This is a genomic window from Pseudomonas sp. LA5 (genome assembly GCF_028640825.1).
GTDB classification, from domain to species: Bacteria; Pseudomonadota; Gammaproteobacteria; order Pseudomonadales; family Pseudomonadaceae; genus Chryseomonas; species Chryseomonas aestiva.
In genome coordinates this window covers 28396-40601 of record NZ_JAQYZY010000032.1, presented here as the reverse complement: position 1 = coordinate 40601, position 12206 = coordinate 28396, and the positions used below count along the sequence as shown (strand labels likewise).

The 12206-nt window shown below is 63.6% G+C and carries 11 protein-coding genes; 2 read left to right on the top strand and 9 right to left on the bottom strand.

The window, feature by feature from the left end:
• Positions 1-27: 27 nt before the first annotated feature.
• Positions 28-522, top strand: coding sequence for a gluconokinase (locus PVZ72_RS09340; protein ID WP_273861773.1), 495 nt, complete (start codon positions 28-30; stop codon positions 520-522).
• Between the two features lie 17 nt (positions 523-539).
• On the opposite strand, the gene PVZ72_RS09335 is transcribed toward PVZ72_RS09340, so the two are convergent.
• From PVZ72_RS09335 to PVZ72_RS09295, 9 genes are all read right to left on the bottom strand, one after another.
• A complete protein-coding gene (locus tag PVZ72_RS09335; protein WP_133861326.1) occupies positions 540-1334 on the bottom strand; it encodes a thymidylate synthase in 795 nt (264 codons plus the stop codon).
• Between the two features lie 128 nt (positions 1335-1462).
• A complete protein-coding gene (locus PVZ72_RS09330) occupies positions 1463-2359 on the bottom strand; it encodes an ABC transporter permease subunit (RefSeq protein ID WP_133861327.1) in 897 nt (298 codons plus the stop codon).
• Positions 2356-3264, bottom strand: coding sequence for an ABC transporter permease subunit (locus PVZ72_RS09325; protein ID WP_133861328.1), 909 nt, complete (start codon positions 3262-3264; stop codon positions 2356-2358). The genes PVZ72_RS09330 and PVZ72_RS09325 overlap by 4 nt, the downstream gene beginning before the upstream one ends.
• Positions 3261-4415: a polyamine ABC transporter ATP-binding protein gene (gene potA, locus PVZ72_RS09320; RefSeq protein ID WP_133861329.1), complete on the bottom strand. Its 1155-nt coding sequence runs from the start codon at positions 4413-4415 to the stop codon at positions 3261-3263. Before potA ends, PVZ72_RS09325 begins: the two co-directional genes overlap by 4 nt.
• 55 nt (positions 4416-4470) lie before the next feature.
• Positions 4471-5529 (bottom strand): polyamine ABC transporter substrate-binding protein, encoded by a 1059-nt coding sequence (locus PVZ72_RS09315; RefSeq protein WP_169853377.1) that lies wholly within the window; start codon positions 5527-5529, stop codon positions 4471-4473.
• A gap of 149 nt (positions 5530-5678) precedes the next feature.
• Positions 5679-6776 carry a polyamine ABC transporter substrate-binding protein gene (locus PVZ72_RS09310; RefSeq protein WP_133861330.1) on the bottom strand — a complete coding sequence of 366 codons (1098 nt, stop codon included), beginning with the start codon at positions 6774-6776 and terminating at the stop codon, positions 5679-5681.
• 105 nt (positions 6777-6881) lie between these two features.
• Complete coding sequence (locus tag PVZ72_RS09305; protein WP_273861772.1) at positions 6882-8240, bottom strand: aspartate aminotransferase family protein; 1359 nt, start codon at positions 8238-8240, stop codon at positions 6882-6884.
• A 22-nt stretch (positions 8241-8262) separates the two neighbouring features.
• Positions 8263-9621, bottom strand: a complete 1359-nt coding sequence (locus PVZ72_RS09300) for a glutamine synthetase family protein (RefSeq protein WP_133861332.1) — start codon at positions 9619-9621, stop codon at positions 8263-8265.
• A 34-nt stretch (positions 9622-9655) separates the two neighbouring features.
• Positions 9656-10405, bottom strand: a complete 750-nt coding sequence (locus PVZ72_RS09295) for a gamma-glutamyl-gamma-aminobutyrate hydrolase family protein (protein WP_273861771.1) — start codon at positions 10403-10405, stop codon at positions 9656-9658.
• 406 nt (positions 10406-10811) lie between these two features.
• On the opposite strand from PVZ72_RS09295, the gene PVZ72_RS09290 reads away from it, so the two are divergent.
• Entirely contained in the window at positions 10812-12188 is a 1377-nt protein-coding gene (locus PVZ72_RS09290; RefSeq protein WP_133861334.1) for a glutamine synthetase family protein, read from the top strand.
• Positions 12189-12206 lie beyond the last annotated feature (18 nt).

Here is a 12206-nt window from a genome sequence, read left to right as displayed (position 1 = left end):
GGCGAATCCTCACGCGGAGCGACGACGATGATCTATCTGATAATGGGCGTTTCGGGCAGTGGCAAGACCACCCTGGGCGAACTCCTGGCCAGCCGGCTGGACTGCCGTTTCGACGATGCCGACACCTTTCACAGCCAGGCCAACAAGGACAAGATGGCCAAGGGCATCGCCCTCACCGACGAGGATCGCTGGCCCTGGCTGGATGCCATCCACGACGCCATGCAGCAGGCGAAGGCCGAAGGCACCACGCGGGTGTTCGCCTGCTCGGCGCTGAAGAAGGTCTATCGCGATCGCCTGCTGAACGGCCTGGAAGGCGTCCGGCTGCTGTTCCTCAAGGGCTCACCCGAGCTGCTGGCCGAGCGCATTGGCAGTCGCCGCGGGCATTTCTTCGATCCCAAGCTCTTGCAGAGCCAGCTCGACACCCTGGAGGCGCCGGATCACCTGGAAGCCCAGGTGCTGGACGTACGCAAGGCGCCCGAGCAGTTGGTGGACGAGGTGCTTGAGCACGGCCACGGCACCTGAGCGCGGCGGCCGCCGGCTCAGACCGCGACCGGCGCCTTGATGTGCGGATGGGCCTGGTAGCCTGCCAGTTCGAAATCCTCGAAGCGGAAGGCGAACAGGTCCGTGACCGCCTGATTGAGCTTCATGGTCGGCAGCGGCAGCGGTTCGCGGGTCAGCTGCAGATCGGTCTGCTCCAGGTGATTGGCATAGAGATGGCAATCACCGCCGGTCCAGATGAATTCACCCGGTTGCAGTCCGGTGACCTGGGCCACCATCAGGGTCAGTAGCGCGTAGCTGGCGATGTTGAAGGGCACGCCGAGGAAGATGTCCGCGGAACGCTGATACAGCTGGCAGCTCAGCCGGCCATCGGCGACATAGAACTGGAACAGCGCATGGCACGGCGGCAACGCCATCTCGTCCACCAGCGCCGGATTCCAGGCCGAGACGATCAGCCGCCGCGAGTCGGGCTTGGCGCGGATCATGTCCACCACCCCGGCGATCTGGTCGATATGGCGACCGTCCGGTGCCGGCCAGCTACGCCACTGGTAGCCATAGACCGGGCCCAGTTCGCCGTTCTCGTCGGCCCACTCGTCCCAGATGGACACGCCGTTGTCCTTGAGGTAACGGATGTTGGTCTCGCCCTGCAGGAACCACAGCAGCTCGTGGATGATGGATCGCAGATGGCACTTCTTGGTGGTGACCAGGGGAAAGCCCTCGGCCAGATCGAATCTCATCTGGTAGCCGAAGACGCTGTAGGTCCCGGTGCCGGTGCGGTCGCTCTTGAAGGTGCCGTGTTCGCGCACGTGGCGCATCAGGTCGAGGTACTGTTTCATGGCGGGAGCGCTACCTGGCAAAAGGCAAATGGTATCAAATCGCGCCTCGCGAGAGCGGTCGCGCTTGTCGCAGCCCTGACCATCGGACACAAAAAAAGCGGCCCTGAGGCCGCCTTTTCCATCAATCCTCAGCTGTTGGCCGGCGGCGCCATGAGGGTCGCCGTTTCGCGTTCGCGCCGGGTGATCTCCGAGGCCGTGGCGTCCATGGCTTCCTGCAGGCCCTGCAGGCGCTTCTTCTCGGCGCGGCGGGTGAAGTACCAGGCGAAGAAGGTGAACAGCGAGACTGCCAGGAGGATCAGACTGGCGATGGCATTGATCTCCGGCTTCACGCCCAGGCGCACCGCGGAGAATACCTCCATGGGCAGGGTGGTCGAGCCGGGGCCCGAGACGAAGCTCGCCAGCACCAGGTCGTCCAGCGACAGGGCGAAGGACATCATGCCGCCCGCCGCCAGCGAGGGCGCGATCATGGGAATGGTGATCAGCAGGAACACCTTCCACGGCCGGGCGCCCAGGTCCATGGCCGCCTCCTCGATGGACAGGTCCAGTTCGCGCAGGCGCGAGGAGACCACCACCGCCACATAGGAGGAGCAGAAGCTGGTGTGGGCGATCCAGATGGTGGTCACGCCGCGGTCCTGCGGCCAGCCGATCAGTTGCGCCATGGAGACGAACAGCAGCAGCAGCGACAGACCGGTGATCACCTCGGGCATCACCAGCGGCGCCGTGACCATGCCGCCGAAGACGGTGCGGCCGCGGAAGCGCGGGATGCGGGTCAGCACGAAGGCCGCCAGGGTGCCGAGGATCACCGAAGAGATGGCCGTGTAGAAGGCGATCTCCAGCGAGCGGAACACCGCGCTCATCAGCTGGGTATTGTCCAGCAGGCCGACGTACCACTTCACCGACCAGCCGCCCCAGACGGTCACCAGCCGCGACTCGTTGAAGGAGTAGATGACCAGGATGACCATCGGCAGGTAGATGAACAGCAGCCCGAGCACCAGCATCAGGTTGGTGAACTTGAGGCCTTTCATAGCTTGCCCTCCAGTTCCTTGGCTTGGTTTCTGTTGAACAGCACGATGGGCACGATGAGGATCACCAGCATCACCACCGCCAGGGCCGAGGCCACCGGCCAGTCACGGTTGTTGAAGAATTCCTGCCAGAGCACGCGGCCGATCATCAGGGTCTCCGGGCCACCCAGCAGCTCGGGAATGACGAACTCGCCCACCGCCGGAATGAACACCAGCATGCAGCCGGCGATGATGCCGTTCTTGGACAGCGGCACGGTGATCCTCCAGAAGCTGGTGAAGCGACTGGCACCCAGGTCGCCAGCGGCTTCCAGCAGGGTCAGGTCATGCTTCACCAGATTGGCGAACAGCGGCAGGATCATGAACGGCAGATAGGAATAGACGATCCCCAGGTACACCGCGAAATTGGTGTTGAGCATCTGCAGCGGACTGCTGATGATCCCCAGATTCATCAGGAAGCTGTTGATCAGGCCGTTGGTGGACAGCAGCCCCATCCAGGCATAGACGCGGATGAGGATGGCGGTCCAGGTCGGCATCATGATCAGCAGCAGCAGCACCGTCTGCTTCTCGCGACTGGCCCGGGCGATGGCGTAGGCCATGGGATAGCCGATCAGCAGACAGATCAGGGTGCTGATGCCGGCCATCTTCAGCGAGCCGAGGTAGGCGTCCAGATACAGCGGATCGTCGGCGAACATCAGGTAGTTGCCGAAGTTGAGCGCGATATCCAGTTGCTGGTCGGCGTAGGTGAACAGCTCGGTATAGGGCGGAATGGCCACGTCCGCGACCGAGAAGCTGATCTTGAGCACGATCAGGAACGGCAGCAGGAAGAACAGGAACAGCCACACGAAGGGCACGCCGATGGTCAGGCGGCGGCCATCGAGCAGGCGCTTGAGCAAGGGAGGTCTGGTCATGCTTGCAGTACCACGCCGCTGTCGTCTTCCCAGTACACCACCACGGCGTCATCCCAGGTGGGTCGCTTGCCGAGGCGCTCGGCATTGGCGATGAAGCACTGGACGATGGGGCCGGTGCCCAGCTTGACGTGATAGACCGAGTGCCCGCCCAGGTAGGCGATATCGTGCACGGTGCCGCTGCACCAGTTGTAGTCGGGATGCTCGTGATCCGCCGGCAGGCTGGTGCCCATCAGCAGTTTCTCGGGGCGCAGGGCGAAGGTGACCTGCTTTTCCTGGGCGCGGGTGCTGATGCCGTGACCGATGTAGATCGGTCGCTCCAGTTGCGGACTGTGGATGATGGCGTGGTCGGCACCGTCGTCGGTCAGCTCGCCGTCGAAGACGTTGACGCTGCCGATGAACTCGCAGACCAGCCGGCTCGCCGGGGTCTCGTAGATGTCCATGGGGCTGCCCACCTGGGCGATCCAGCCCAGGTGCATGATGGCGATGCGCTCGGCCATGGTCATGGCCTCTTCCTGGTCGTGGGTCACCATCACGCAGGTCACGCCCACGCGCTCGATGATCTCCACCAGTTCCAGCTGCATCTGCGAGCGCAGCTTCTTGTCCAGGGCGCCCATGGGTTCGTCGAGCAGCAGCAGCTTGGGCCGCTTGGCCAGGGAGCGCGCCAGGGCCACCCGCTGGCGCTGGCCACCGGAGAGCTGGTGCGGCTTGCGCTTGGCGTACTGGGTCATGTGCACCAGCTTGAGCATCTCGGCCACGCGGGCGTCGATCTCGGCCTTGGGCAGCTTGTCCTGCTTGAGACCGAAGGCGATGTTCTGCTCCACGCTCATGTGCGGGAACAGCGCATAGGACTGGAACATCATGTTGATCGGCCGCTCGTAGGGCGGCATGTCGGTGATGTCCACGCCATCGAGGAAGATGCGCCCCTCGCTGGGTCGCTCGAAACCGGCCAGCATGCGCAGCAGGGTCGACTTGCCCGAACCCGAGCCGCCGAGCAGGGCGAAGATCTCGCCCTTGTTGATGGTCAGGGAGACGTCGTCGACAGCGACGGTTTCGTCGAACTTCTTGGTGACCCGGTCGATCTTGACCAAGACTTCCTTGGCTTTCTTGTCGCCGGTGGCGGCTTTCTTGAAGGCACTGGTGGCAGTCGCCATGTACATCTCCCCAGGAAAATCGGGGACCGGTCGGACCGGTCCGCTTTAGCGTTGGTTATTTGCCGGACTTGACCCGCGTCCAGCTGCGGGTTTCCAGGCGCAGGAGTTGCGGGGGCAGCTCCTTCATGACGTACAGCTTGTCCATCACCGCCTGTGGCGGATAGACCGTCTCGTCCTGCCGCAGCTCGGCATTCATCAGCTCGCCCGCCTTCGGATTGGGGTTGGCGTAGCCGACATAGTCACTGACCTTGGCGATGACCTCGGGCTGCAGCAGATAGTTGATGAAGGCATGGGCCTCCTTCACGTTCTTGGCATCCTTGGGGATGGCCAGGAGGTCGAACCAGAGGTTCGCGCCCTCCTTGGGAATCGCGTAGCCGATGTTGACGCCCTTCTTCGCTTCCTCGGCACGCGAACGCGCCTGAAAGACATCGCCGGAATAGCCGAAGGCCACGCAGATGTTGCCGTTGGCCAGATCCGAGATGTACTTGGAGGAATGGAAATAGGTGATGTATGGCCGCACCTTGAGCAGCTGGGCCTCGGCCTTCTTGTAGTCGTCGGGATTGGTGCTGTTGGGGTCGAGTCCCAGGTATTGCAGGACTGCCGGATAGACCTCATCGGGCGAATCCATGAAGGAGACGCCGCACTTGCTCAGTTTCTTGAGGTTCTCGGGTTCGAACAGGATGGCCCAGGAATCGAGCTTGTCGGTGCCCAGCGCGGCCTTGACCTTGTCGACATTGTACCCGATGCCGTTGGTGCCCCACAGGTAGGGAACGCCGTATTGGTTACCCGGATCGCTCTTTTCCAGCTGCTTGAGCAGCGCCGGATCGAGATTCTGCCAGTTCGGCAGCTGGCTCTTGTCCAGTTTCTGGAAGGCGCCCGCCTTGATCTGCTTGGCCAGGAAGTTGCTCGAGGGCACCACCACGTCATAGCCGGTGTGGCCGGCCAGGAGCTTGCCTTCGAGGGTTTCGTTGGAATCGAAGACGTCATAGACCGGCGTGATGCCGGTGGCCTTCTGGAAATCCTCGAGCGTGGTCTCGCCGACGTAATCGCTCCAGTTGTAGACGCGTACCGTCGGCTCGGCGACGGCAGTTCCCATGACGGTCAGGGTAGTCATGGCCAGCAGGGTTTTACGCAACGAAAGCACGGGCGGCTCCTTTCATGGTGGGCATCGGCGGCGACACCCTTTCAGCGGTCCATACAGACGTACGGCACGCCGGAGTGACTCCGGCGTGCCGTCCTTTCAGTCGCACGCGGCGACCGAACTCACTTGCCGGACTTGATGGTGGTCCAGGTACGGGTCATCAGACGCTGGGTCTTGGCCGGAAGATCCGGGAAGGCGTACAGCTTGGTCATGGTTTCCTGGGTCGGATAGATCCCCGGGTTGGTGCGGATCGCTTCAGCTACGAGCGGCGTCGCCTCCTTGTTGCCGTTGGGATACTGCACGTAGTCGCTGACCGCCGCGATCACCTTGGGCTCCATGATGTAGTTGATGAACTTCAGCGCGCCCTCGGGATTCTCGGCATCCTTGGGAATGGCCATGGTGTCGAAGAAGGTGCCGGCGCCTTCCTTGGGAATGTTGTAGGCCACGGTCACGCCGTTCTTGGCGTCGGCCGCGCGGGCCTTGGCCTGGGCGATGTCGCCGGAATAGCCGACCGCCACACAGACGTTGCCGTTGGCCAGGTCCGAGATGTACTTGGAGCTGTGGAAGTAGGTGATGTACGGACGCACCTTGAGGAACAGCTCCTCGGCCGCCTTGATCTCCTTGGGATCCTGGCTATCCGGCTTGTAGCCGAGGTAGTGCAGACCGGCGGGAATGATCTCGGTGGGCGAATCCAGCACGGCCACGCCGCAGCCCTTGAGCTTGGAAAGGTTCTCGGGCTTGAAGATCAGGTCCCAGGAATCCACCGGGGCGTTGTCGCCCAGGGCGGCCTTGACCTTGGCCGGGTTGTAGCCGATGCCGATGGTGCCCCAGAGGTAGGGGATGGCGTACTGGTTGCCCGGATCGCTGACCTCCAGGGTCTTCATCAGCTGCGGATCCAGGTTGCTGTAATTGGGCAACTTGGACTTGTCCAGCGGCTGGTAGACGCCGGCCTTGATCTGCTTGGCCAGGAAGGAGTTGGACGGCACCACCACGTCGTAGCCGGAACGGCCGGCGAGCAGCTTGGCTTCGAGGGTCTCGTTGCTGTCGTAGACGTCATAGACCACCTTGATCCCCGACTCCTTCTCGAAGTTGGCGATGGTGTCTTCGGCAATGTAGTCGTTCCAGTTGTAGACGTGCAGGACCTTGGGGTCCGCCGAGGCGTTACCGGCAAAGAGGCCGGCCAGGCTCAGCGCTAGAAGAGTCTTGCCAAAAACATTCATGCGGTGGTGCTCCTCAAGTCATCGTTGGTCTTTTGATTCGGCGCGCGGCCAGCGCCCGCGCGCAGTCTGGCAAGGTCCGCCGCCAGGCTCAAGCCTTGGCGGCCATTAGCCACGCTGGCGCAGCAGCTCATGGGTCTGATCGAGGCTCAGCCGCGCCAGGGTGACCAGTTCGTCGATGGACTCCGGCGTGATCACCAGCGGCGGCGCGATGATCATGGTATCGCCCACCGCGCGCATCACCAGGCCATTGCGGAAGCAGTGCTCGCGACAGAGCATGCCCGCCCCACCCTCGTACCGCGCCCGCGTCTTCTTGTCGCGCACCAGCTCCAGCGCCGCCACCATGCCGACACCCCGGGTCTCGCCCACCAGCGGATGGTCGGCCAGCTCCGCCCAGCGTTTCTGCAAATAGGGTGCCGTGGTGCTGCGAACCCGGTCGACGATGCCTTCGTCGCGCAGGATGCGGATGTTTTCCAGGGCCACGGCCGCGGCCACCGGATGCCCGGAATAGGTGAAGCCGTGATAGAACTCGCCGCCCTCGTCGAGCACCCTGACCACTTCGTCACGCACCACCACGCCGCCCATGGGCACATAGCCGGAGGTGAGACCCTTGGCGATGGGCATGAGGTCCGGAGCATTGCCGTAGTACTGGCTGCCGAACCATTCGCCGGTGCGGCCGAAGCCGCAGATGACCTCGTCGGCGATGAAGAGGATGTCGTACTTGTCGAGGATCTGGCGGACCTGAGGCCAGTAGCTTTCCGGTGGAATGATCACCCCGCCGGCGCCCTGGATGGGCTCGGCGATAAAGGCGGCGACGCGCTCCTCGCCGACCTCCAGGATTTTCCGCTCCAGCTGATCGGCCGCCCAGACGCCGAATTCCTCCGGACTCATCTCGCCGCCCTCGCCGAACCAGTAGGGCTGCGGGATATGCACGATGTCGGGCAGCAGGCCGCCCTGCTCGTGCATCGCCGCCATGCCACCCAGGCTGGCACCGGCCAGGGTCGAGCCGTGGTAGCCATTCCAGCGGCCGATGACCACGCGCTTCTCCGGCTGGCCCTTGGTTGCCCAGTAATGGCGCACCAGGCGCAGCACGGTGTCGTTGGCCTCCGAGCCGGAGCCGGTGAAGAACACGTGGTTCATGCCCTCCGGTGCCAGCTCGGCGATGGCCTTGGCCAGCTCCAGTACGGGCGGATGGGCGGTCTGGAAGAACAGGTTGTAATAGGGCAGTTCGCGCATTTGGCGGCTGGCCGCCTCGACCAGTTCTTCACGACCGTAGCCGACGTTGACGCACCAGAGTCCGGCCATGCCGTCGAGGATGCGCTGACCCTCGCTGTCCCAGAGGTGCACCCCCTCGGCACGGGTGATGATGCGCGCGCCCTTCTCGTTGAGCTGGCGATAGTCGGTGAAGGGCGCCAACAGGTGCCGGCGACTCAGGTCCTGCCAATGGGCGGTGGTAAAGGTAGTCACGAAGCCTCTCCTTGAATCGCGGTCAGACGCTGAGCAGCAGGAATTCCCGCTCCCAGGAACTGATCACGCGCTTGTAATTCTCATGTTCGGCGCGCTTCACCGCGACGTAGCCGCGGGTGAAGCGACTCCCCAGATAACGCTCCAGGGTGGCCGACTGCTCCATGCGCTCCAGGGCGGCTTCCAGGGTCAGCGGCAGGCGCAGGTTGCGACGCTCGTAGCCGCGCCCCTGCACCGGGGCACTGGGCGAGACATTCTCGATCATGCCCAGATAGCCACACAGCAGGCTGGCCGCCAGGGCCAGATAGGGATTGGCATCGGCGCCGGCCAGGCGGTTCTCCACCCGGCGATTCTGCGGATCGGAATCCGGCACGCGCAGACCCACGGTGCGGTTCTCCTCGCCCCACTCGACGTTGACCGGCGCCGAGGTGTCGGGCAGGAAGCGGCGGAAGGAATTCACGTTGGGCGCGAACAGCGGCAGCGCCTCTGGAATGTATTTCTGCAGGCCACCGATGTGGTGCAGGAAGAGTTCGCTCATGCTGCCATCGGGGTTGGAAAACACCGTCTTGCCGGTCTTCAGGTCCACCACGCTCTGGTGCAGGTGCATGGCGCTGCCGGGCTCACCGGTCATGGGCTTGGCCATGAAGGTGGCGGTGACGTTGTGCTTGAGCGCCGCCTCGCGCAGGGTGCGCTTGAAGACGAAGATCTGGTCGGCCAGGTGCAGCGGATCGCCGTGACGGAAGTTGATCTCCATCTGCGCGGTGCCTTCCTCGTGGATCAGGGTATCCAGATCCAGTGCCTGGGCCTCGCACCAGTCGTACATGTCTTCGAACAGCGGATCGAACTCGTTGGCCGCATCGATGGAAAAGGACTGGCGCCCGGTTTCCTGGCGCCCGGAGCGGCCTACCGGCGGCTGCAGCGGATAGTCGGGATCGTCGCTGCGCTTGGTCAGGTAGAACTCCATTTCCGGCGCGACGATGGGCTGCCAGCCGTGCTCGGCATAGAGCTTGAGCACCTTCTTGAGCAGGTTGCGCGGCGACAGCTCGATGGGGATGCCGCGCTTGTCGTAGGTGTCGTGGATCACCAGGGCTGTGGGTTCCAGTGCCCAGGGCACCAGGAACACCGCGCGATCGTCCGGCCGGCAGTGCATGTCGATGTCGGCCGGATCGAGCAACTCGTAGTAGATGTCGTCGTCGACATAGTCCCCCGTCACGCTCTGCAGCAGCACGCTCTCCGGCAGGCGCATGCCCTTTTCGTTGAGGAACTTGGCGGTGGGGGAAATCTTGCCGCGGGCGATACCGGTCAGATCGGCGACCAGGCATTCCACTTCAGTGATCTTGCGTTCTTTCAACCAGGCGGTGAGCCGGTCAAGCGGGGTGCTCATAAAGACCTCGAAGGTTCGAGCGGGATGAACAGCATCAGCGTTCGGCAGCGCGCGCCTTGCAGGCCTTGCCAAACGCCTTGAACAAGGCGAGATAGACCGGGTGACTGCGCACCTTCCATTCCGGGTGCCACTGCACGCCACAGGCAAAGGTGCGGGCTTCGCGGACCGAGACGGCCTCGATCAGGCCGTCGGGCGCCAGGGCCTCGGCGCGCAATCCCGGTGCCAGGCGATCGATACCCTGGCCATGGATGGAATTCACGTCGAAGCGTGCCGGCAGCTCCAGGGACTCGAACAGGCCACCGGCCTGGACCTCGACCGGATGGTGCAGGCCATAGTGCTCTTCCAGGGTCTCGCCGCGTTCGCGGTGGTCCATGAGCGTGCCGACCTCGTGCACCTTCTGGTGTAGGCTGCCGCCAAAGGCCACGTTCATTTCCTGGAAGCCGCGGCAGATGCCCAGCACCGGCACCCCGGCCGCCACGGCGGCGCGCAGCAGCGGCAGGGTCACGGCATCGCGGGCCGCGTCGTGCAGGGTGCCAGGCTCGCTGGGCGTACCCTGGTAGTGATGGGGCTCGACGTTGGATGGCGAACCGGTGAACAGCAGACCGTCCAGGCGCTCGAGCAGGGCCTCGGTGGCGATGAGATCGGCCAGCGCCGGAATCACCAGTGGCATGCCCTCGGCGCCCTCCACCACCGCGCGCAGATACTTGTCACCGGCGATGTGAAAGGGATGCAGGCCAAGTTGCCTGGTACAGGCTGTGACACCTATGAGGGGCAGCGCGGACATGGGACACCGGGTTGAACAGGAATCATCCGAGCCTAGTCTTGTTCGTTATTTTTCACAACCACCGGCAAAAAGTTTCGAGATTCTGCACAGAAGCGGCGAAACAGAGGCGTTCCAGCCCCGCCGAATGCGCCAAAAACAGGCACCTGCGCACCACCCCTGAGCAGGGTTGCCTCCAGTTGACTTTGGTCCGCCTTTCGGATTGACTCCAGGGTGGTAACTCCGCTGATTGATATTTTTAACAGGGGCGCTGACAAAGCGTCGGAGCGCAGGCGAGACCGTACTCTCAGGTCGCTGTCGGATCGACAGCGGGCACTCGTGCCCTCACTGCGGTTGGCCCACTGGGCAAACAGGCGCATCAGGCGCTAACCGTTTTGTCGAGCGCAGCCAAAAGCAAAGGTGTTTCATCATGTCGGTACCCCCGCGTGCCGTTCGTTTGGATGAAGCGACCGACTTCCTCAGGGAACATCCTGAGGTCCAGTTCGTCGATCTTCTGATTGCGGATATGAATGGCGTGGTGCGTGGCAAACGCATCGAGCGCACCAATCTGCCCAAAGTCTTCGAGAAAGGAATCAACCTCCCCGCTTCGCTGTTCGCCCTCGACATCACCGGCTCCACCGTCGAAAGCACCGGTCTCGGGCTCGACATTGGCGACGCCGACCGCGTCTGCTTCCCCATCACCGACACCCTCTCCATGGAACCCTGGCAGAAGCGCCCCACCGCGCAGCTGCTGATGACCATGCACGAGATGGAAGGCGAGCCCTTCTTCGCCGATCCCCGCGAGGTCCTGCGCCAGGTCGTCCAGCGTTTCGACGAGCTCGGACTCACCGTCTGCGCCGCCTTCGAGCTGGAGTTCTATCTGATCGATCAGGAGAACATCAACGGCCGCCCGCAACCGCCGCGTTCGCCCATTTCCGGCAAGCGTCCCCAGTCGGTCCAGGTCTATTCCATGGACGATCTGGACGAGTATGCGGACTGCCTGCAGGACATCATCGACGGCGCTCGCGCCCAGGGCATTCCGGCCGATGCCATCGTCGCCGAATCGGCTCCGGCGCAATTCGAGGTCAATCTCAATCACGTTGCCGACCCGATCAAGGCCTGCGACTACGCCGTGCTGCTCAAGCGCCTGATCAAGAACGTCGCCTATGACCATGAGATGGACACCACCTTCATGGCCAAGCCCTACCCGGGCCAGGCAGGCAACGGCCTGCACGTCCATATTTCCCTGCTGGACAAGGACGGCCGCAACATCTTCGCTGGCGAGGATCCCGAGCAGAACGCCGCATTGCGTCATGCCATCGGCGGTGTGCTCGAGACCCTACCCGCCTGCATGGCCTTCCTCTGCCCCAACGTGAACAGCTATCGCCGCTTCGGCTCGCAGTTCTTCGTGCCCAATGCGCCGAGCTGGGGCCTGGACAACCGCACCACCGCCCTGCGCGTTCCCACCGGCACACCGGAGGCGCACCGCATCGAGCATCGGGTAGCCGGCGCCGACGCCAACCCCTACCTGCTGCTGGCCGGCGTCCTGGCCGGCGTGCACCATGGCCTGACCCGGCAGATCGAACCCGGCCCGGTCACCGAGGGCAACTCCTACGAACAGCACGAGCAGAGCCTGCCGAACAACCTGCGCGATGCCTTGCGCTACCTGGACGACAGCTCGGTGATGGCGGAGTACATCGACCCGAAGTACATCGACATCTTCGTCGCCTGCAAGGAGCACGAGCTGGAGGAGTTCGAGCACTCCATCTCCGACCTCGAGTACAACTGGTACCTGCACACCGTGTAGGGACCTGCCTGCCGACCG

Bases quoted from the DNA above. Each gene is read 5' to 3' on its own strand.
- PVZ72_RS09340 (WP_273861773.1), top strand. From the start codon at position 28: ATGATCTATCTGATAATGGGCGTTTCGGGCAGTGGCAAGACCACCCTG.
- PVZ72_RS09335 (WP_133861326.1), bottom strand. From the start codon at position 1,334: ATGAAACAGTACCTCGACCTGATGCGCCACGTGCGCGAACACGGCACC.
- PVZ72_RS09330 (WP_133861327.1), bottom strand. From the start codon at position 2,359: ATGAAAGGCCTCAAGTTCACCAACCTGATGCTGGTGCTCGGGCTGCTG.
- PVZ72_RS09325 (WP_133861328.1), bottom strand. From the start codon at position 3,264: ATGACCAGACCTCCCTTGCTCAAGCGCCTGCTCGATGGCCGCCGCCTG.
- potA (WP_133861329.1), bottom strand. From the start codon at position 4,415: ATGGCGACTGCCACCAGTGCCTTCAAGAAAGCCGCCACCGGCGACAAG.
- PVZ72_RS09315 (WP_169853377.1), bottom strand. From the start codon at position 5,529: ATGACTACCCTGACCGTCATGGGAACTGCCGTCGCCGAGCCGACGGTA.
- PVZ72_RS09310 (WP_133861330.1), bottom strand. From the start codon at position 6,776: ATGAATGTTTTTGGCAAGACTCTTCTAGCGCTGAGCCTGGCCGGCCTC.
- PVZ72_RS09300 (WP_133861332.1), bottom strand. From the start codon at position 9,621: ATGAGCACCCCGCTTGACCGGCTCACCGCCTGGTTGAAAGAACGCAAG.
- PVZ72_RS09295 (WP_273861771.1), bottom strand. From the start codon at position 10,405: ATGTCCGCGCTGCCCCTCATAGGTGTCACAGCCTGTACCAGGCAACTT.
- PVZ72_RS09290 (WP_133861334.1), top strand. From the start codon at position 10,812: ATGTCGGTACCCCCGCGTGCCGTTCGTTTGGATGAAGCGACCGACTTC.